At 35.8% G+C, this 21,666-nt stretch carries 20 protein-coding genes; 6 read left to right on the top strand and 14 right to left on the bottom strand.

The window, feature by feature from the left end:
* Nucleotides 1–138: 138 nt before the first annotated feature.
* From pyc to ACEPXD_RS05445, 3 genes are all read right to left on the bottom strand, one after another.
* The gene (gene pyc, locus ACEPXD_RS05455; RefSeq protein ID WP_391120715.1) at nt 139–3,579 is read right to left on the bottom strand and encodes a pyruvate carboxylase; all 3,441 of its coding nucleotides are present in this window, start codon (nt 3,577–3,579) and stop codon (nt 139–141) included.
* 13 nt (nt 3,580–3,592) lie between these two features.
* Nucleotides 3,593–4,759 (bottom strand): FtsW/RodA/SpoVE family cell cycle protein, encoded by a 1,167-nt coding sequence (locus tag ACEPXD_RS05450; RefSeq protein ID WP_391120712.1) that lies wholly within the window; start codon nt 4,757–4,759, stop codon nt 3,593–3,595.
* Nucleotides 4,760–4,866: 107 nt separating this feature from the next.
* A complete protein-coding gene (locus ACEPXD_RS05445; RefSeq protein WP_391120710.1) occupies nt 4,867–5,148 on the bottom strand; it encodes a DUF1507 family protein in 282 nt (93 codons plus the stop codon).
* 264 nt (nt 5,149–5,412) lie between these two features.
* Between ACEPXD_RS05445 and ACEPXD_RS05440 the strand changes: the two genes are divergently transcribed.
* Nucleotides 5,413–5,910 carry a peptidyl-prolyl cis-trans isomerase gene (locus tag ACEPXD_RS05440; RefSeq protein ID WP_391120707.1) on the top strand — a complete coding sequence of 166 codons (498 nt, stop codon included), beginning with the start codon at nt 5,413–5,415 and terminating at the stop codon, nt 5,908–5,910.
* Nucleotides 5,911–5,921: 11 nt separating this feature from the next.
* Complete coding sequence (locus tag ACEPXD_RS05435) at nt 5,922–6,125, top strand: YlaI family protein (protein WP_391120704.1); 204 nt, start codon at nt 5,922–5,924, stop codon at nt 6,123–6,125.
* A gap of 316 nt (nt 6,126–6,441) precedes the next feature.
* Here the strand turns inward: ACEPXD_RS05435 and ACEPXD_RS05430 are convergent, their stop codons facing one another.
* On the bottom strand, nt 6,442–6,768 hold the full coding sequence (locus tag ACEPXD_RS05430) for a YlaH-like family protein (RefSeq protein ID WP_391120701.1): 327 nt from the start codon (nt 6,766–6,768) through the stop codon (nt 6,442–6,444).
* 21 nt (nt 6,769–6,789) lie between these two features.
* Nucleotides 6,790–8,637 (bottom strand): translational GTPase TypA, encoded by a 1,848-nt coding sequence (typA, locus tag ACEPXD_RS05425; protein WP_391120698.1) that lies wholly within the window; start codon nt 8,635–8,637, stop codon nt 6,790–6,792.
* Between the two features lie 105 nt (nt 8,638–8,742).
* Here typA and ACEPXD_RS05420 point away from each other — a divergent pair, with 105 nt between their 5' ends.
* Nucleotides 8,743–8,928: a YlaF family protein gene (locus tag ACEPXD_RS05420; RefSeq protein ID WP_151699279.1), complete on the top strand. Its 186-nt coding sequence runs from the start codon at nt 8,743–8,745 to the stop codon at nt 8,926–8,928.
* A 33-nt stretch (nt 8,929–8,961) separates the two neighbouring features.
* Here the strand turns inward: ACEPXD_RS05420 and ACEPXD_RS05415 are convergent, their stop codons facing one another.
* Together ACEPXD_RS05415 and ACEPXD_RS05410 are read right to left on the bottom strand one after the other, a co-directional pair.
* Nucleotides 8,962–9,753 (bottom strand): inositol monophosphatase family protein, encoded by a 792-nt coding sequence (locus ACEPXD_RS05415; RefSeq protein ID WP_391120696.1) that lies wholly within the window; start codon nt 9,751–9,753, stop codon nt 8,962–8,964.
* A gap of 109 nt (nt 9,754–9,862) precedes the next feature.
* On the bottom strand, nt 9,863–10,060 hold the full coding sequence (locus tag ACEPXD_RS05410) for a hypothetical protein (RefSeq protein WP_391120693.1): 198 nt from the start codon (nt 10,058–10,060) through the stop codon (nt 9,863–9,865).
* 152 nt (nt 10,061–10,212) lie between these two features.
* Here ACEPXD_RS05410 and ACEPXD_RS05405 point away from each other — a divergent pair, with 152 nt between their 5' ends.
* Nucleotides 10,213–10,842, top strand: a complete 630-nt coding sequence (locus ACEPXD_RS05405) for a YktB family protein (protein WP_391120690.1) — start codon at nt 10,213–10,215, stop codon at nt 10,840–10,842.
* Between the two features lie 50 nt (nt 10,843–10,892).
* Here ACEPXD_RS05405 and ACEPXD_RS05400 read toward each other — a convergent pair whose 3' ends face one another.
* On the bottom strand, nt 10,893–11,162 hold the full coding sequence (locus ACEPXD_RS05400; RefSeq protein WP_391120687.1) for a UPF0223 family protein: 270 nt from the start codon (nt 11,160–11,162) through the stop codon (nt 10,893–10,895).
* Nucleotides 11,163–11,174: 12 nt separating this feature from the next.
* Nucleotides 11,175–12,134, bottom strand: a complete 960-nt coding sequence (locus ACEPXD_RS05395; RefSeq protein WP_391120684.1) for an NAD(P)H-dependent flavin oxidoreductase — start codon at nt 12,132–12,134, stop codon at nt 11,175–11,177.
* Between the two features lie 137 nt (nt 12,135–12,271).
* On the opposite strand from ACEPXD_RS05395, the gene ACEPXD_RS05390 reads away from it, so the two are divergent.
* On the top strand, nt 12,272–13,741 hold the full coding sequence (locus tag ACEPXD_RS05390; RefSeq protein ID WP_391120681.1) for an aminotransferase class I/II-fold pyridoxal phosphate-dependent enzyme: 1,470 nt from the start codon (nt 12,272–12,274) through the stop codon (nt 13,739–13,741).
* Nucleotides 13,742–14,315: 574 nt separating this feature from the next.
* On the opposite strand, the gene ACEPXD_RS05385 is transcribed toward ACEPXD_RS05390, so the two are convergent.
* The 4 genes from ACEPXD_RS05385 to ACEPXD_RS05370 all read right to left on the bottom strand — a co-directional run bounded on the left by ACEPXD_RS05385 (nt 14,316) and on the right by ACEPXD_RS05370 (nt 19,479).
* Nucleotides 14,316–14,990, bottom strand: a complete 675-nt coding sequence (locus ACEPXD_RS05385) for an LrgB family protein (RefSeq protein WP_391120678.1) — start codon at nt 14,988–14,990, stop codon at nt 14,316–14,318.
* Nucleotides 14,991–15,260, bottom strand: a complete 270-nt coding sequence (locus tag ACEPXD_RS05380; protein ID WP_391123032.1) for a CidA/LrgA family protein — start codon at nt 15,258–15,260, stop codon at nt 14,991–14,993.
* 270 nt (nt 15,261–15,530) lie between these two features.
* Nucleotides 15,531–16,343 (bottom strand): polysaccharide deacetylase family protein, encoded by an 813-nt coding sequence (locus ACEPXD_RS05375; protein WP_391123029.1) that lies wholly within the window; start codon nt 16,341–16,343, stop codon nt 15,531–15,533.
* Between the two features lie 88 nt (nt 16,344–16,431).
* On the bottom strand, nt 16,432–19,479 hold the full coding sequence (locus ACEPXD_RS05370) for an efflux RND transporter permease subunit (RefSeq protein WP_391120676.1): 3,048 nt from the start codon (nt 19,477–19,479) through the stop codon (nt 16,432–16,434).
* A gap of 98 nt (nt 19,480–19,577) precedes the next feature.
* On the opposite strand from ACEPXD_RS05370, the gene ACEPXD_RS05365 reads away from it, so the two are divergent.
* Complete coding sequence (locus tag ACEPXD_RS05365; RefSeq protein ID WP_391123026.1) at nt 19,578–20,210, top strand: TetR/AcrR family transcriptional regulator; 633 nt, start codon at nt 19,578–19,580, stop codon at nt 20,208–20,210.
* A gap of 41 nt (nt 20,211–20,251) precedes the next feature.
* On the opposite strand, the gene lpdA is transcribed toward ACEPXD_RS05365, so the two are convergent.
* Entirely contained in the window at nt 20,252–21,664 is a 1,413-nt protein-coding gene (gene lpdA / locus ACEPXD_RS05360; RefSeq protein ID WP_391120673.1) for a dihydrolipoyl dehydrogenase, read from the bottom strand.
* Nucleotides 21,665–21,666 lie beyond the last annotated feature (2 nt).

Below are 21,666 nucleotides of genomic sequence, written 5' to 3'. Positions count from 1 at the left end.
GGAGAAGTGACTGAGTCACTTTTACATCCATTTTTTTCGGTAATCTTGTGGTTGGTGTTTATCCTTCGCCCACTTTTTATATACTTTCTTATCTAAAAAAAACTGTTTGACAAACTTAATTGTCAAACAGCCTTTTTATTATTCTTTTTCTATTTCAATTAAAAGATCTCCAGTAGCTATTGCTTCTCCTGCTACTACATGAATCTCTTTTATAACTCCGTTAAATGGAGCTTGGACAGTCGTTTCCATCTTCATTGCTTCTGTAATAAGTAAATGCTGACCTCTTTTTACTTTACTTCCGATTGATACAGCAACCTTGAGAACAGTACCAGGCATTGTGGCACCTATATGCTGCTCATTTGCCACGTCAGCCTTGGATTTAGATAGATGACTCACTTCAATTGTCATATCTTGAATCGATATTTCACGTGGTTGTCCATTCAATTCAAAATAAATGATTCTATTTCCATCGCTCGTTGGTTCACTTATAGAAACCAATTTAATGATTAATGTCTTCCCTACTTCTATTTCAACTTCTATTTCTTCACCGAGCCTCATTCCATAAAAGAATGTTGGAGTGTCCAGAACAGAAACATCCCCAAAATTATTTTCCATCGCAGAATATTCATCAAATACTTTAGGATATAACGTATACGCTAAAATTTCTTGACTCGTAACTGGACGTCCTAATTTATTGAATAAGTCTTCTCTCATCGCTTGAAAATCTACTGGTTCAAGTAATTCTCCAGGTCTGACAGTAATCGCTTGACGATTTTTTAAAATCACCTTTTGAAGCTCTTTTGGAAAACCACCGTACGGTTGACCAATATATCCTTCAAAAAACTCGATAACGGAGTCTGGGAAGTCGATTGTTTTCCCTCTCGTAATAACTGAAATTTCATCAAAATTATTTTGTACCATGAATAGCGCCATATCTCCAACTACCTTTGAAGAAGGCGTAACTTTTACTACATCACCAAATAGTAAATTTACACGGGAATACATTTCTTTTACTTCTTCCCACCGGTCTCCTAAACCTACACCTTTTGCCTGTTGTTGAAGATTGCTGTACTGTCCACCAGGCATTTCATGTACATAAATCTCTGTATGGGGGCTCATCATGCCACTTTCAAAGTCTTTATAGTATTTACGAACATCTTCCCAATAATAAGAGATTTTTTCAAAGGCATTTACATCCCCTATGACTTCTCTAGTTCCTCCATCCATCGCATAACTTAAAGTACTTGCGCTTGGTTGAGAAGTTAAACCTGCCATTGAACCTAAAGCAGTATCGACGATGTCTACACCTGCTTCAATAGCTTTTGCGTACATATAAATGCCATTTCCACTAGTATCATGAGAGTGTAAGTGTATCGGTAAGTCTGTCACACTTTTAAGTTCGCTTATGAGACGGTAGGCAGCTTCCGGCTTCAGTAATCCGGCCATATCTTTAATCGCCAAAATATGAGCCCCAGAAGCCTCTAATTCTTTTGCCATATCTTTGTAGTACTTAACCGTATACTTCGAGCGAGAGTCATCTAAAATGTCTCCTGTGTAACAAATAGCCGCTTCAGCAATCTTACCCGATTGTCTAGTAGCTTCAATTGCCACTTCCATCCCTTTAATCCAGTTCAAACTATCAAAAATACGGAATACATCAATACCCGCTTCCGCCGATTCCTGTATAAATTCCCGAATTACATTATCGGGATAGTTTTTATAGCCTACGGCATTTGCTCCTCGAAATAGCATTTGAAAAAGAACGTTTGGAATCATTTCTCTCATTTTTAATAAACGATCCCATGGGTTTTCTTTTAAGAATCGGTAGGCAACGTCAAATGTAGCTCCACCCCACATTTCATAAGAGAACAAATTATGCATTCCACTAGCCGATTCTTTCGCAATTTCAAACATATCATGTGAACGAACTCTCGTTGCAAGAAGCGATTGATGTGCGTCTCTAAATGTAGTATCTGTTAATAACACACCTTGCTGTTCCTTCACCCACTTAATGACTCCTTGTACACCTTGTTGTTCTAAAATTTGTTTAGTGCCGGATGTTGGAGGAATGGAATTGTCCATCTTTGGTTTTCTAACAGAACTAAAAATAGGTTTCGATTTATGCTCTATTCCAGGAAAACCATTTACTGTAACATTCCCAATATAATTTAATATTTTTGTTCCACGATCTTTTCTATTTGAGAATAAAAATAACTCTGGGGTAGAATCAATAAAACTTGTATTAAACTGTCCTGATAAAAAACTCGGATGCTTCACAACATTTTCTAGAAAAGGAATATTCGTTTTAATTCCCCTTATTCTGAATTCCTGCAAATTTCTGACCATTTTAGCTGCAGCTTCGCCAAAAGACATGCCCCATGTAGAAACTTTAACTAATAAAGAATCATAATAAGGCGTAATAACGGCACCTTGGAATCCATTTCCAGCATCTAAACGTACGCCAAAACCTCCTCCAGAGCGATATACCATTAACTTTCCTGTATCAGGCATGAAACTATTTAACGGATCTTCCGTTGTTACACGAGACTGAATAGCAAAACCAAAAAGCGGAATATTTTCTTGACTTGGAATTCCCATTTCGTCACTATTTAATGCTAAACCACTCGCAATTTTAATTTGAGCATGAACAATATCAACACCAGTAATCATTTCTGTTATCGTATGTTCCACTTGTATTCTAGGATTTACTTCGATAAAGTAAAACGCTTCATCCGTCACTAAAAACTCGACAGTGCCTGCATTTATGTAAGATACATTATTCATTAACTGAACTGCAGCTTGGCAAATTTCATCTCGAAGTACTGAACTTAAAGAATTAGACGGTGCTATTTCTACGACCTTTTGATGCCTTCTTTGGATTGAACAATCACGCTCATACAAATGAATTAAGTTACCCTTTGTATCTCCAAGGATTTGAACTTCTATATGTTTTGGTTGATCAATAAATTTTTCTACATAAACTTCATCTGAACCAAAAGCAGCCTTGGCTTCCGATTTAGCACGTTCATAGGCGCTTTCAAGTTCCTCTTCAGCAGAAACAACGCGCATTCCCCGTCCACCGCCACCTAGAGAAGCTTTAATGATAAGCGGATAACCGTGTGTTTTACCAAACGCCTGTATCTCTCCAATACTCACTACTGGTCCATCACTACCAGGAATAACAGGAATTCCAGCGTTGGCTGCCTGTTTACGTGCCTTCACTTTGTCACCAAACATTTCTAAATGCTCAGAAGTCGGTCCTATGAAAATAATTCCTTCTTGTTCACACCGTCTTGCAAAATCTACGTTTTCTGCTAAAAAACCATATCCAGGGTGGATTGCGTCTGCTTTACTTTCTTTGGCAATCCGGATAATATTTTCTATATCCAAATAAGCATCAATGGGCTTTTTTCCTTCTCCAACCAAATAAGATTCATCTGATTTAAAACGATGAAAAGATCCGCTATCTTCTCGCGAATAAATAGCAACAGTTCGAAGATTCAATTCCGTACATGCTCGAAATATTCGTATCGCTATTTCTCCTCTGTTTGCTACAACTATTTTTTTGATTTTCCCCATTTTCAAACGCCCCTTATCTCTTGGATTTTTCATACTTTACAAACATTGAGACATTCATCAATATGCCGATTGCAGCAGATAATAATATAACGGATGTTCCTCCGTAACTTATAAACGGGAGGGGAACACCAGTAAGTGGGATTATTCCCAACATGCCACCTAAGTTAACAAACGTTTGAAAACCAATGATACTTCCAATACCCGCAGCTATCATTCGCGCTTGGGGATCCTTTGTAGTTATAGCAATCATAATTGCTTTAAATACAATGAAAAACAGTCCACAAAGAACAATTAAAACCCCTATTAAGCCGAGTTCTTCGGCAATGATTGCCATTATAAAGTCTGTATGAGGTTCTGGAAGATACCCAAATTTCTGATTAGAATTCCCTAACCCGAGCCCCTTTAAACCACCTGCTCCTATTGCAATATAACCATTTACAATTTGATAACCAAAACCTTTTTCGTAATCAAAAGGATGGAGAAACGCCTCTAATCGACCAAGTCGTTTCTCTGTAATCAATTTGTCTTTCATCATATAAATTATAAAAAGTCCAGCAGTTAAAACAACACCGATTAATCCAATAAATTTTGAAAACGACTTGAATTTTATACCACTAGCTGCAATAACAGAAATTGCAACAAAACCAATAATCATTGTATTTCCAATATCTGTTTCCAGCATGACGGAAACAAATACAAAAAACAGCACTAATAGTGGTGGACCGACTGATTCGTTTAACTTATCTAACGTTCCATTTTCATGTTTTTTTGAAAATATGGCCGCAAAATATAAAACAATTATTATCTTTGCAATCTCCGAAGGTTGTATATTTCCAAAGCCTAAATGTATCCAGCTTTGCGCACCACTTTCTCCACCCGAGCCAATTATATGCACTAAGAATAAAAGAGTAAACATGACAAAAAGCATGAATTGCATCATGGTTTTATTTTTATAATGTTTATACGGGAAAAATGCTGTTAAAAAGAAAGCAGGTATACATAGTAATAAATTCATTCTTTGCTTTTTGAAAAAATAATCTGATTCCCAGCCATAATTAAGAACAGACCACCCATAACTAGCACTATAAATCATGACTAGACCAAATAAACACAAGGCTAAATAAACAAAAAATAATGGATAATCAAAGTTTTTTAAATATCGTCTAATATAAGGAATCATTTTGTATAACCTCTATTTCATAATTAAGAGAAACTATGCTAATCTTTCAATCTATTAAATATTTCTAGAAAAAAAACTCAAACAGAAATTTTGTTTGAGTTTTGTAATTATTTTTCTGTATGGATCTCATGTAAAATGGATAACTCTTCTTCAAGTGAAGCCATAATTTCCCGTCCTTCACTTTTCTCTAAAAGCCCTAGCTTTACCGCAAAATCAATTTCACGTGACAAACCAAACATTTGAGTGTCTAGAACCTCTTCGTATAGAGGACATTGAGGCATAGTTAAGTTATCCATCTGCACTTTTATAAGCTGCGCAATCTTTTCAGCATCTCTTTTTAAAAGTTCTACTGCTTTGTCTTGATACGAAATTTGTGTATTAGTATCCATGAGGACGCCCCCATTATTTATAATTTCTAATTCTTTACCTCCCTAAAGTGTATCTTTTGTGATGAAAAAATGCAAGTTTTCTCTCATTCCCTTTTTGAAAGAATAGAATATATAACTTTTTATTTTGTAACTGTTAGTCCTCATCAACTTATCCTGACAGTCAACAGTACTTCCTTTTTCTTTTTTTTAGTTAATTATTCTTTTAGACTTCTCCATTTAACGGTATACTTGTTTAGATTAGATAGATTAGAGGAGGCAATTTTTTTGGAATCCATTATTCCCATTAAAGGTGCAGTTAAATTCAATATTACCTTAGATCCTACCGTATGGATCTTTGATGACCGAAGAATCGACTTGGATGACTTTTTTTCTGGTAAATATGAATACAAGGATGAGTTAGAGGAATATACAAAAGTTACATCAGCTCATTGGTCACGTGAAATAATAGAAGGAGCTACTTTCCCTCCTACTTTGCAAACTGAAAAAAAATATGAGCGTACTAAAGTATTAACGAGTACTTTTGGGGTTGAGTTAAAACAATTCATATTAAATGCTGAGCCATTAAAAGGTGCAACTACACTCATTATTAAGACTCCAGAAGGTGACCATTCATTTCCTTTAGTTGAACTAGACTCATTATTAGTAAAGTTCAGCCATAAAGGAAAACCACTCCGTGAAGATGGTCCTGTCCATATTCTAAAAAAAGACGGCTCAAATATTAATGATCCGATAAAACATGTTACAGCATTCCACATAGAATAGGAGTAGGTTATATGAAGGTACAATGTGCCATTTGCGATCAAATTGATGAACTTTCCAATGATTTGCCACTAGCAAAAAAATTGAGAAACCGTCCTATTCACACTTATATGTGTCCAACATGTCATGATCGAATAGAAATAAAAACAAAAGCACGATTAGCAACTGGTAAGTTCATTTTCTATAAAAGCTCCAAACTTATTGAAAATGAATTTTAATAAGAAAAACGCAAGCGTCCTTATAGTGCATCCGCTCTTCATCTTTTCCAGAGTACTTTGGACAAAACATTGGCTACATTATTACCGTTAGAATTATGGATTGTGAAGTGACTACATCACTTCACGATCCATTTTTTCTGTAATCTTGTGACGATTATTTGTCTTTCGCCCTATTGAAATCTTTAGAGAGAAGGTGCTTGTAAAAGAAAAAAGACTGTAGGAAAACTCGATTATTATCGAGTTTTCCTACAGTCTGAAGCTCTAATACAAATGTAGTGGAGCTAGCTTGTATTAATCTATAATTTTCCAATCTATATTATGCAGTCGGACTTTGTTTTCTTTCAAGTCGCAAACGGATTTTGTAAATGATAAGAATTAATGCAGCAACAATTAGACCTTCGACTACTGGAAGGAAAAAAGCTAAAAACGTCAACATTAAACATCCTATCAACAAAAATGCATAAATGACTATGTTTTGTCCTAAACGCAATTTTTTAGCAAATCCAAGCTTGTAAACAAGCACAGATAGGAAGAAAATAACTAAAAATAATACATAACCCGCTATAGCGTATGTTGGCATTGTTTCGTAAATGAATCTTGCAATACTAGACATTCTGCCAAATACGAATTGCTGTTCCTCCAAGGTTATTCACCCTTTCAGTTACTATTCTAGCTCTGAATTTTTCTTTTTCTTCGTAACACGTTCGCGTTCGCTCTTCTCAAGAACTTTTTTACGTAAACGGATTGATTGAGGAGTAATTTCTAAATACTCATCATCCCCTAAGAACTCAATTGCTTCTTCAAGCGTTAAAATACGAGGTCTCTTAATCACGTTCGTTTGATCTTTGTTAGCTGAACGAATATTTGTTTTTTGTTTTGCTTTAGTAATATTTACTGTGATATCGGCATCACGAGTATTTTCTCCGACAATCATACCTTCATAAATATCAGTACCTGGTTCAACGAATAGAGTACCACGGTCTTCAATACCCATCATACCGTAAGTTGTTGATTTACCTGTTTCCATAGAAACAAGAACACCTTGGTGACGTCCACCAACACGGCCAGAAACTACTGGTTGGTAGCTATCGAAAGTATGGTTGATAATACCATAACCTTTAGTAAGGGACATGAATTCTGTTGTATAGCCGATTAATCCACGAGCAGGAACCATAAAGATTAAACGAACTTGTCCACTACCATTATTGACCATATCAACCATTTCGCCTTTACGAGTACCCATAGATTCAATAATTGAACCTACACTTTCTTCTGGTACATCAATTTGAACGCGTTCGATTGGCTCACATTTTTTGCCATCAATTTCACGAATAATTACTTCTGGTTTAGATACTTGTAATTCAAAACCTTCACGACGCATATTTTCGATTAAAATCGACAAATGAAGCTCTCCGCGACCTGAAACAGTCCAAGCATCAGGTGAATCAGTATCTTCAACACGTAAAGATACGTCTGTTTCTAATTGAGAACGAAGACGCTCTTCAATTTTACTTGAAGTAATCCATTTACCTTCACGACCAACGAATGGTGAGTTGTTTGTTAAGAAAGTCATTTGTAAAGTTGGCTCATCAATGCGTAATGGAACTAAAGCTTCTTGATGTGATGTAGGACAAACTGTTTCCCCTACGTTAATATCTTCCATCCCAGATACAGCGATTAAATCTCCAGCTTTTGCTGATTGGATTTCTTCACGTTTTAAACCAAAGAAACCGAATAATTTAGTTACACGGTAGTTTTTAACTTTACCATCTAGTTTCATTAAAGAAACTTGTTGACCTACTTCAATTGTTCCGCGGAATACGCGACCAATACCAATACGTCCTACATAATCATTATAGTCAAGTAATGCTACTTGGAATTGTAATGGCTCTTCTGAGTTATCAATTGGTGCTGGGATGGACTCGATAACTTTTTCAAATAGACATTTCATGTCTTCTTCTTGGTTAGCTGGATCTGCATCTAATGAAGCAGTACCATTAACACCAGAAGCATAAACAACTGGGAACTCTAATTGATCTTCATCTGCACCTAATTCTATAAATAATTCCAAAACTTCATCTACTACTTCTAATGGTCGAGCTGAATCTTTATCTACTTTGTTTACTACAACAATAGGTGTTAATCTTTGTTCTAACGCTTTTTTCAATACGAAACGCGTTTGTGGCATACAACCTTCATATGCATCAACAACTAGTAAAACGCCATCTACCATTTTTAGGATACGTTCAACTTCTCCACCGAAGTCAGCATGTCCAGGTGTATCAAGGATATTGATACGTGTACCATGATAATCTACTGCTGTATTTTTTGCTAATATAGTAATTCCGCGCTCGCGTTCGATATCATTCGAGTCCATTGCTCTTTCGTCAACGTGCTCGTTCGAACGGAACGTTCCCGATTGTTTTAATAATTGGTCGACTAAAGTCGTTTTCCCATGGTCAACGTGTGCAATAATTGCAATGTTTCTTAAATCTTGACGTAAATTTGTCATATTTCCACTCCATATTCTTTTTTCGAGTCCATAACTGTGTTATTATATCACAAGTGAAACTAAAGTAATAATATTTTTAATCTTTTATTTTTGGAGGTAATCATTTTGACCAATATCAAATGGATTTTTGTTCTATATTCTCTTGGGGCAATTTTGTCTATGGCATTTATCGGAATTGCGATAGCATTAAGAAGCTTCTTATTAATTATTCTTAGCATTGCTCTACTTTGCGTAATCATGGGCTATGGTTTTAAAACAAAGAAAAAAATGCGTGATAAAGGATTATTATAAAGAAGGTCGGCAATTAATTTTGCCGACCTTTTTTTATTTTAAACGAATATAATTCGTTATTAATTCTTTATGCAGACCTGGTTTAGCAATAAGAAAAGTTCCTTGTCCCAACAACTTAACAGGGTCATTTGCAAGATTTGTCACAATTGCTCCAACTTCTTTGGCAATTACCATCCCACCTGCGATATCCCACGGTGATAAACGCATAGACATGTATGCATCTAATTTCCCTGTAACTACATATGATATCTCTAATGCTGCAGAACCATACGATCTAGTGCCTCTAACTTTTTGTAAAAGCTTCACCATTCCTTCGTGCTCCATATATTTATTTGGGACCACCCAACTTGCATTAATACCAATGATAGATTGTTCCATGTTTACTTGTTTAACTGATGGAATGCGAATATCATTTATAAACGCTCCTTCATCCAGGGATGCGGAAATTAAATCGTCATCCATCACGTTATAGATATAACCAAGTATTCCTACCCCATCTTTATATATACCTAGCGAAATAGCAAAATTCTTTTTTTGGTGAATGAAATTCATTGTGCCATCGATTGGATCTAACAACCATACATAGCCATCCAAATCATGTATGTCATCTCCGAAACCTTCTTCCCCAAATATACGGTGATCTGGATAATCGCGTTTTATGTGATGGATAAAAAATTGTTCCGTTTCCTTATCTATGTTTGTCACTAAATCATTTGCTTCAGATTTTGTTTCAATTAAAAGATCCGTTGCAAATGAAGATCTTATTCTTCCAGCTGCTATCTTGATTAAAGATTTGGCATACTTATCCAATCTATGTAAATTCACTACATCAACCCTCTCTTCACATCGCCTTGCCTTTTAAGTATAAAGAAAAAAACACCAGCTGTCTTTCAATTAAGCAGGTGTTTTTTATGTGTTGTTCAAAAGTAAAACGTTAGTCAAGTGCATTTAGTTCTTTCAACGAATTATGAATTTCCATTAGTTTAACTTTGGTTTGGTATATTTCTTTTTCATTTTTATTACTGATTGCATCGAAAAGTGTAGCTAATTCATAGTCCAATTCTAATTTCAATGTGAAAATTTTTTCTTTTTCCAAGTCATTTTTACGAATAATATGAACAACCTGTCTCATCACTAACACCCCTTCACTTTTTTATTATAATATTCAAAATATTTATAATAATTTACGCTTATATTAAATAATTGTCAATCAAAAAATCTACTTACATGATTTTTACCCATATTTGCTATAAAATAAACATACAAAGTGAAAGGAGTTTTCAAATGAGTAATAATTTTTGGGAAGAGAAAGATTTTAACGTATTCCAAATTGATGGGTTAGAAAATAGAATGGAAGCATTAATCACCAATATACGTCCAAAATTTGAGGAACTAGGAAAAAAGTATAGCTTATTCTTTTCTGGTGTCCTCGGAGATGAATACTTTGCACATGTTGCAAAACATGCTAGACGCTCTGTAAATCCTCCGAAAGATAGTTGGGTAGCATTTGCTCCTTATAAAAGGGGATATAAAGCATTACCCCATTTTCAAATTGGCTTATGGGGAAGTCATTTATTTCTTATCTTGGCTGTCATCTATGAGGCTCCCGATAAAGTGGTAATTGCGGAAAGATTATTAAAGAAAAAATCGTTGTTTAATAGAATACCAAATGATTTTATTGTTTCAGGTGATCATATGAAGCCAGAGGCAATTCCTTTGAAGAATGCTAAAAAAACTGATATTGAGCAATTGTTAACTCGGCTTCGAGATGTAAAGAAAGGAGAATTTCTTGTAGGTAGACATATAGCTAAAGAAGAAGCAGTAAAACTTTCAGAAGAGGAATTTTTACTTTTAGCAGAAGAGACTTTCGAGCAATTACTACCAATTTATAGAACCATGATTAATATCAAGTAAGAGGATTCCTCCAATAATTTGCCTTTTGAACAACCTATTGGAGGTGTTTTTCATCCTCTAATTAACACACCATCTGTATTTTCCTTCATTTGTTTAATGATTGGATAGCTCGCATACCCACTCTCTTTTTCAAATTCACGAAAGTATGTTTTTTCTTCTGCAATAGATGGAACAATTTCTTTAAAGCGACGATATTTATTCAAAAGTTCTTCGCGCTTTACACCTTTTTCATATGCATTTTCGATTGCCTCAAAAAACTGCACGACATCTACAATTTCATTAGTCGACCAGTCTAGCGAGAATGGATATGTATAGTCCATTTTAGAAACCTCCTATAATTTCCATTTTTTTCGTATTTCTGTTGCTTCAATTACCATTCGACTAAATAATTCTTCTACCATAGGAATATCCGTTATTAGGCCAATCCCTTGACCAGCCCATCCAAATCCCTTTTCAGAATTACCTTCATAAATAAATTGCTTATTTGCTTCACCACTAATGTAGACCTTTAAAGCATCATATGTCGAATTTTCCTTTTCAATACTTCGAATCGTTTCTGTCCAACTATTTCTAATAGCTCTAGCAGGGGCACCTATCGAACGTTTAATGACGATCGTATCCATTTCTCCACTTTCTACTATTGCATTTTTATATGCTGTGGAAGCATGTACACATTCTTTCGTTGCGATGAAGCGAGTACCCATTTCGATTCCTTCTGCACCAAGTGCGTGAGCAGCCATCCAACCTCTGCCGTCCGCAATACCTCCCGATGCAATTACGGGGATTGATACAGCATCTACCACTTGGGGGATCAACACTATTGTACCAACGTCATCTCTTCCTAGATGCCCTCCTCCTTCTTGTCCAACAACCATTACAGCATCAGCACCAAGTTGTTCTGCTTTTTGCGCTTGGCGTTTTGCGGCTACTAATACCAGTTTTTTAATAGTTGTCTTTTCTAGTTTCTCTAAAATTGGTGCTGGGTTCCCACCTGTCATCGTAATAACTGGTACATTCTCATCAATTGCAACTTGCAACATATGCTCATAAGGTCTTCCCATTTGCCCAATAGCAAAATTTACACCAAATGGTTTATCCGTTAATACTCTAACTCTGTTTATCTCTTCCCGTAATTCTTCCGGTGACGATAAGCTCATTGCTGTTACTTGACCAAGCCCACCTGCATTCGAAACAGCTGCACATAGTTCGGAATATGCCAAATAAGCGAGTCCCCCTTGAATGATCGGGTATTCAATTCCCAATAAATCAGATACCCTTGTACGAAATGTCAATTTCATCCCCCCTTTGCTCTTTAGTGTAAAAGAAAAAGCACACGGATTCAATTCACAAATATTTTTATAGTCACATAAGTAAGGAAATGCTATAATTCATTTGTTTTAAAAAAATAATACTAGAGGTGGTATGAGCGTTGTCACAATTAGAAACTCCTTTGTTCGATGCATTATTAAAGCATCGTAACCGTCATCCTATCCAGTTTCATATTCCTGGGCATAAAAAAGGGAAAGGGATGGACCCTGCATTTCGAGAGTTTGTTGGAGATAATGTACTTTCCATAGATTTAATCAATATTGCCCCTTTAGATGATTTACATTCCCCTAAAGGCGCTATTAAGCAAGCACAAAAATTAGCCGCTGAAGCATTTGGTGCAGATCAAACTTTTTTCTCTGTCCAAGGTACAAGTGGTGCAATTATGACAATGATCCTTACTATTTGTGGACCCGGCGATAAGTTGCTAGTTCCACGAAATGTTCATAAATCAATTATGTCAGCAATCGTTTTTGCAGGAGCTATCCCTGTATTTATACATCCAGAAGTTGATAAAGAGTTAGGTATTTCTCACGGTATTTCTGCAGAGTCTGTTGAAAAAGCATTGGAGACACATCCAGATGCCAAAGGTTTACTCGTAATAAATCCAACATATTTTGGTTTTGCAGCTGATTTAAAAAAGATAGTTGATATGGCACATAAACATGGAATTCCAGTAGTAGTAGATGAAGCACATGGTGTTCACATTCATTTTCATCCATCTCTCCCAGTTTCTGCAATGTCAGCAGGGGCAGATATGGCTGCCACTTCCGTTCATAAACTTGGCGGATCGATGACACAAACTTCTGTTTTAAACGTTAGAGAAGGTTTAGTTTCAGCTAAACGTGTTCAATCCATTATATCTATGCTTACAACCACTTCTACTTCCTATCCCCTGTTAGCATCATTAGATACTGCTAGAAGACAGTTAGCAATTCATGGGGAAGATTTAATAGGAGAAACAATTAGACTTGCGAAGGATACACGGAAGCGGATTAATAGAATTCCTCATTTACGTTGTGTAGGAGAAGAAGTTTTAAAATCTTCGGCTACATATGATATGGATCCAACAAAGTTATTAATTAGTGTGAAAAATTTAGGGATTACTGGATATGCTGCAGAATCATGGTTAAGAGAAAATGCAAATATCGAAGTAGAACTGTCAGACTTATATAATATTCTATGCTTGTTTACAATTGGGGATACTAAAAAAGAGGCAAATTTACTCGTGAATGCTCTCGTTCGAATGGGAACTGCATTCGAGTCCGACGCAGTTATCATAGAACCATCTGTAACTTTACCTGATATACCAGGACTAGCTATGTCTCCTCGAGATGCTTTCTATGCTAAAACAGAATCTATTCCTCTAAAAAAAGCAGAAGGACGTATATCAGCTGAGTTTGTGATGGTTTATCCGCCCGGAATTCCTATTTTTATTCCCGGGGAAATAATTACGCAAGGAAATATCGATTATATCCAGATGAATATAGAAGCAGGTTTGCCTGTTCAAGGTCCAGAGGATGATACGTTAGAAATGATTCATGTTATTAAGGAACAACAAGCGATTAAATAAGAACAATGTAAGCGTCCTTTAAGTGCATCTTGTCTTTACTATTCCCTGAGTGCTTTGGACTAAACATTTGCTCCTGCGGTTACTCGTCGCAAAAAGAATTTTGGCTACACTATTAACGAAGAATTTTATGGAGGATTTGGAAGTGACTGCATCACTTCCAAATCCTCTTTTTTCGGTAATCTTGTGGCGGATGTTTGTCCGGTGCTCTCTTGGGATGTGTAGTGACAAGGTGCATAAGGTTTGGGTAATGAGAGACTAAATCCCAACCTACCCAAATAAAGGCAACCGAAGATACAATTTCGGTTGCTCGGACTTCTTTATCAATGGATACTATGTATTTTTCACAAGTTCCACTTTACTCCAATCATCTACCCACTGATTCATGTATACTGTGGATGGTAAAAGTAAAAGAAAAAAACAATAAAGATAAACTATTAGTAAGATGAAAACCATAACTTTTCAAGCAAAGAAGATAACTCCATTTGTGCTATTCCTAATAGGTAACATCCAAGCAACAAGTACGGAACGGAGTTAAAAAGAGACATTAGTGTTATTAGCTTCACCTCACATTATATTATATAAATAATGCAACTAAAGGACATATAAATGCACCGATTACTGCACTTAACGTCATCGCAACAGAACCTACTGAAAATGTTTGTTCTCCGTATTCTGCTAGCTTTGAAACACCAATACCATGCGCTGCACTTCCTATAGAAACTCCTCTACTAATTTGCTTTTCTATCCGACATATTTTAAATATAACGGGATCGATCATCGCTCCTGTTAAACCTGCTACAATTACGAAAACAGCAGTCAATGCAGGATTCCCACCAATCGCCTCACTAATTTGCATAGCGACTGGTGTAGTAATGGATTTTGGAAGCAGCGAATGGATTAATCCATCCTCCATTTTCAACAGTTTAGCAAATGTTAAGATACTTATTAATCCAGAAAACATTGCCGCTATAATACTTGTTAGGATGGTAAACTTATATTTTTTTATAAGTGGCCATTGCGAATATAATGGATATGCAAGACCTACAACAGGCGGCCCAAGCATGGCATCAATCCTTTTTGCACCCCTTATATAGCTATCATAAGTAATAGAAAAAGAGCTCAATAGAATGATGATCAGAATAGGCGTTGTTAATACTAGTAATAAAAAAGGCGTTGTAAAGCGGGCATTTATTTTTCTCATTAGAAAGTAAATCAATACTGTTCCCAAAATCATTCCTATTGCTGCCATTTATTCTACCACCTTTGAGGATTCTCTACTCTCGAGGTATTGGCATAACCTTCCAGAAATTATAATAGTAAATATTGTACTAATCATTACAGCTATAATTCCTAAAAACCCTTGGATAGATAATAGTTCCGGATAATTCATTACTCCCACCGTTGCAGGAACGAAAAACAATGCCAATATACTAAGTAAAAAACCAGCTCCATCTCGTATTAGCGAAACCGGCATTATGTTGAAATGCAATAATAAAAATAACAATAGTAACCCAACAATACTTCCAGGGAATTTTACATGCAGTATGTGAACTATAAAAGAGCCGAGAAGAGAAGAGAAAATAAATATAAAATAACAATTTGAAAGACAATTCGTATGTATTTTGTCATTAAGCTCACTTTAAAAGAAACTACTTCTAAAGCCCAAACCTCCTATTTCATTTGAATATCCAATATTTTACGCCTTTTTCTTCTATAATTTCATTACTATTGCAAAAAACATCTATGTGAATGTTCCATCACACAGATGTTTTTTATGTTTTTTTATGTATTACTGTTCAATTCCTTTAATCGTATGAGGGTCTATTAAGTCATATCCTTTTGCTCGAAAACCTTCTACTATATCTTTTAACGCTTCTGAGGTCCATTTACGGTCATGCATTAATAAATTAGCACCGTTTGTCAAATACTCCGTATTTAGCATAATATCCGTTAATTTAGCCGCATCCGTATATTGCTTTTCCCAATCATAGCCGTACGTCCAGTTCATAAGAAGCATTCCTTCGCTTTGAACAAGCGCCCTGCTGAAATCGGTATTTACACCAAAAGGTGCTCGGAAAAATTTCGGTTTCTCTCCAGTGATAGCTTCCACTATTTCATTCACTTTTAAAATTTCTTCCCGTTGTTGTTCTTCCGTACTATTTTTTAAATTTGCATGCGTTTGTGTATGGTTTCCAATTAGGAATCCCATATCATAGATGGCCTTTAAATCAGCTTTTCCTTTGTCTGTATCAAGAAAGTGACCATTTACAAAAAAGATAGCAGGTGCATTTAATTCTTTTAAAGTCGTTGCCATTTCAACAGCATATTTATCAGGTGCATCATCAATCGTAATTAGAACGGCTTTTGGATTTGCGTCTCCAGTAGGATGAAACGTCCAATTTGCTGGATTTAATTCGTATAGAATTTCTGGTTTCTCTACTTCTATAGGTTCCTCTACAACCTCTTTCTCGACAGAGTCTACTTTGGTTACCTCCGTCTTTTGTTCAATCTCTTTTTGAGACTTTGATTTTTCTTTGTCTACTGCACATGCTGAAAGTACAAGAACTAATGTTGCTAGTAAGAACCATTTTGTCCATTTCAATTTGATCACCAAACCTTTCCATCCTTATTCTACCATTAAAAAAAGGGAGCTGTGTAGAGTATATCCACACACCCCCCTATAAGTCCATTTAGTTATTTGAACCTTTTTTTCTTCTAAATTTTGCAAAAAACTCATATACCATTGGCACGAAAATTAGTGTTAATAATGTAGAACTTGTTAACCCACCGATAACAGTAACCCCTAAACCTTTGGAAATAAGTCCGCTTCCTTCTACACCAATAGCAAGCGGTATTAATGCTCCTATTGTAGCTAGTGCGGTCATAAGGATAGGTCTTAGTCTAGTACCTCCAGCTTCTAGAATTGCTTCACGCGTTGAATGACCTTCTTTTTCCTTATGAATTACTCGGTCGATTAAAACAATCGCGTTAGTGACAACAATACCGATCAGCATAAGTAAACCTAGCATAGAAGATACACTTAATGTTTCACCAGCAATTGCCAACCCTACTAAAGCCCCTATAACCGTGAAAGGTAAAGAGAACAGAATAGCAAATGGTGCAAGTCCTCCACCAAAGGTAATGACAAGTATCAAATACACAATCGCAATTGCTGCAAGCATTGCTAAACCTAATTGCGTAAATGCTTGTGCAATATCTTCTGTAACTCCTGCGGTATTGATTTCCACCCCTGCAGGTACGTCTAATTTATCAATTTTCGCTTGAATATCTTTCGTAGTTTTCGCTACATCCTTCGCAGTTAACGTACCAGAAACACTAGCAAATATTTTTCCTTCTCGGCGATTTACTTTATCTGAACTTTTTCCTTCTTGTATGGTTACTAACTCAGAAATAGGAACTTCTATCCCTAGAGGAGTTGCCACAGTTTGTTTTAATAAGTCATCGACTGTTGCTGCTTTTTCTTTCTGTTGATCAATATAAACATCAACAGTTTGATCATCTTTTGTAATGGTTGTTAACACTTCACGTGGGACATTCGGATTTAACTTCATCCCAATTTGTGCAGTCGTTAAACCATATTGTGTTAATTTTTCTTTATCAACGACAAATGTAAATTCTTTATATGATTTTGATAAACTTGTGTCAACGTCTTTCAGGTCTTTATTGTCCGCTAATATAGTTGCTATTTTTTCTACTACTGGCTCAATATCTTTTTTATTGTTTCCGTAAACGTAGTAGCTTACTTGGTTACTAGAACCACTTGTAGAAAATTCTTGTGATTTCCATTCCCCTTTTACATCAAAGGCCTGAATATCTTTAATCGCATCTTCTTTTACTTTCGTAAAGTCCAATGTTTCCTTATCAAATGTGACAAACATCAATGCGCTATTTGACGCGCCTGGAGACATTGGATTAGCTCCACCTATTGAAACTTGAACTACATCCACTTTGTCTTTTTTCAAGAAATAATTTTCAACTTGTTCCACAGTAGCATTTACATCTCCGGACGTTTCACCAGCACTAGGAGAGTACGTTACGTACATCATTTTTTGCTCTTCATCTGGCAAGAAACTTACCCCTACAACTGGTATTAAGAACAAACTTGCTCCCAAAATAACTACTGCTGAAATAGATGTAATTGCTTTATGGTTTAATGCAGCATTTAAGATTTTTTTATAACCTTCTGCAAGTTTTCCTTGAGATTCTTTATGAGCTACAGGTCCTTTTTCCATGTTTTTTCTAAATAAAGTATGTGCAAGCATCGGAACAATCGTTACCGCTACTAACAAAGAAGCAAGTAAAGCAAAGACCATTGTTAAAGCAAATGGTAAAAATAGCTCTCCTACCATCCCACTTACTAAACCTAAAGGTAAGAATACCGCAATAGTAACTAAAGTAGATGACATGATCGGAACAAACATTTCTTTTGTTGCTTCACGAATTAAATCTCTACCTTTTAACTTTTCACCTGGTAAGCTCATACGACGATAAATATTCTCCACAACTACAATGGAATCATCAATTACTCGCGCAATTGCGACGGTCATCGCACCTAGAGTCATCATATTTAACGTAATATCCATTTGGTGCAATAAAATAAACGAGATTAAAATGGATAATGGAATCGAAATAATCGAAATGATGGTTGACTTAAAGTTTCGTAAAAATAACATAATGACTAATACTGCAAATAATGCTCCAAATAACGCCTTATTGATCATCGTATCGACAGAAGCCTCAATTGGCTCGCCTTGATCCATTGTTACTTTAATGTCGATGCCATCAAAATCTTTGTTTAACTCGGGAATCATATCTTTTACAGCATTTACTACTTCCACTGTATTTGCTTCTTGTGCTTTCACAATTTGAATAGCAATTGCTTCTTTCCCATTTGTACGGGAAATAGATTCCGCTTTTCCAATAAAATTAATTTGAGCGATTTCCTTCAAAGTTACAGATGACATTCCTGTAGGGCCAGTTACTGGAATTTTAAGATTTTCTAAGTCTTCTAATGTAGCAACTTTCCCATCTACTACAACGGACTTTTCTTCATCATCAAATTGGAATAATCCTAAAGGCATTGTTAAATTTGTACCTTGCACAATCATTTTAACAGTAGATTCATTTAGTCCATATTGAGCCAACTTTGCTTGGTCGAAAACCAAACCTACTTCTTCTACTTGTTGTCCTGAAACTGCTACGGAAGACACACCTTCAATTCCTTTTAGTTTAGGAACAATTACTTTTTCTACATCGTTCGTTAATGCGTCTAAATCTTTTTCACTATTCGAAACACTTAAGGCAATCACTGGGAATGCATTTATGCTAATTCTTGCAACCGAAGGATCTTTAACATTTTCCGGTTTCTTTACATTGTCTAATGCCGCCTTTACTTCGGTTTCGGCTTCCTTCATATCAACTCCGTATGTATACTCGATTTGAAGTGAAGATGCATTTTGAAAAGAAGTAGAACTAACCGTTTTCACACCCGCTAGATTACTAACTGCTTTTTCGAAAGGTTCAGATATTTCTTTTGCAACCTGTTCCGGTGTCGCACCTGGGTAAATAGTTGTGACAGTAACGACAGGTATAGTAATATCTGGAATTGTTTCAAGTTTCATATTTGTTCCAGCATAAATACCTGCAGTAGTAATGATTAATGTTAAAAGCCATACTGCTAATTTATTCTTTATGACAAAGTTAATTATGGAATTCATTCTTTTCCCCCAAGTTGTTTTTTTGACCATTCAGTCACATTCCTTTATAATAGTAAATGACCAGTCAGTCATTCGTCAACTAATAAGAAAGAGGTGACATTATAATTTCAACTAAAAAGTTATTAATAATTGAAAGAGCTGTGGAGCTTTTCGCAAAAAGCGGCTTTGAATCTACCTCCGTACAAGAAATAACAGAAGCTTGCGGCATTTCAAAAGGATCCTTCTATTTATATTTTAAATCAAAGGAAAGTTTGCTTTTTAGTATATTTGAGGTTTTTATTGATAGAGTTTCTAAAAAAGTTGCGAGTGTTTTTGAAATGGATAGTTCACCTAAAGATAAACTAGAACTTTTCCTATGTATTCAATTTGAAGAAATAGATCAATACTCTGATTTTATTTTAATGCTATTAAGAGAACAAACAAAACCCGATGAAACTGAACTCTTCGTTTTAATGCAGAAAATGGATAAACAACTAAATGATACCCTCAAAGAGTTACTAGTGGGGGCATATGGGATAACTATAAAAAGACATATCCCTGATATGATTATTATGATAAAGGGACTTATTAAGGGTTATGTAGAATTAATTATTATGTATAATAGAAATTTCGATTTCAAGAAGTTAGCCAATTTTCTTCTGTATAGGATTGATTCATTAGTGTCTGGGTTGACAAATCCTTATTTAGAAGAAGATTTTATATTGAAAATAGACGACAAAAAAACTACTTGACGATGAAAAACTCATCCATCAAGTAGTTTTTTCTTGAAATTTTATTTTGAAAGGATATGGATTGGATGACCCATAACAACTTCCGCAGCTTCCATTGCAATTTCACCTAAAGTTGGGTGAGCATGAATAGTCATTGCGATATCTTCTACAGTCATACCAGCTTCAATTGCTAAACCAAGCTCAGCAATCATATCAGAAGCTCCTTGACCTACGATTTGCGCTCCTAAAAGTAAACCGTCTTCTTTACGAGATACAAGTTTCACAAAGCCGTCTGTAGCATTAAGTGCAAGTGCACGTCCGTTAGCTCCAAATGGGAATTTCCCAGCAGCAACATCAAAACCTTGCTCTTTAGCTTGTGCTTCATTTAAGCCTACTGTAGCCATTTCTGGATCTGTGAAACATACTGCAGGAATTGCTAAATAATCAACAACAGAAGATTGACCAGCAATTGCTTCAGCTGCAACTTTACCTTCATAAGAAGCTTTATGAGCAAGTTGAGGACCTGCTACAATATCACCGATTGCATAAATATTGCTGATGTTTGTACGGCATTGTTTATCTACTTCTATTAGGCCACGTTCAGCAAATTTAATACCTAGTTCTTCTAGTCCCATTTCATCCGTGTTAGGACGACGACCCACTGTAACTAGTACATAATCAGCTTCGACTTTTTTCTCTTCTCCGCCAACTTCATATGTTACTACTACGCCAGTGTCAGTCTCTTCTACACCTTTTGCAGCAGCTTTAACTGCAATTTCAACGCCTTTATTTTTAAGGCCTTTTTTAACGATTGTAGTCATTTGTTTTTCAAATCCAGCTAAAATATCGTCGCCGCCTTCGATAATTGTTACTTTTGAACCTAAGTTAGCAAATGCAGAACCTAGTTCCGTACCAATATATCCTCCGCCGATAACAACTAAGTTACCAGGAACTTCAGGTAACTTAAGAGCACCAGTTGAGTTAAGCACACGTTTTGTGTATTTGAAAGTTGGGATTTCCACTGGACGAGATCCTGTAGCAATAATTACATTTTTGAATGTATACGTTTGTGCAGATTTTTCATCCATTACACGAACTGTATTTGCATCAACAAAATATGCTTCGCCCATTGCTACATCAATTTTGTTCCCTTTTAATAACCCAGAAACACCGCTTGTTAATTTTTTAACAACGCTATCTTTAAATGCTTGAGCTTTTGAGAAGTCAATTTTCACGTCAGTAGCTGTAATACCCATGTCGTCTGAATGTTTCGCTTGTTCAAAACGATGACCTACAGAAATTAAAGCCTTCGATGGAATACAACCCACGTTTAAACAAACGCCACCAATATGCTCTTTTTCTACAACTACCACTTTTTGTCCAGTTTGTGCAGCACGAATTGCGGCTACATACCCCCCGGGACCTGAACCAATTACTAAAGTATCTGTTTCAATCGGGAAATCTCCTACTACCATTT

The sequence above is a fragment of the Psychrobacillus sp. L3 genome, assembly GCF_042945595.1.
Taxonomy (GTDB): domain Bacteria; phylum Bacillota; class Bacilli; order Bacillales_A; family Planococcaceae; genus Psychrobacillus.
The sequence above is the reverse complement of the archived record's forward strand: the minus strand, read 5'-3'. Positions and strand labels throughout refer to the sequence as shown.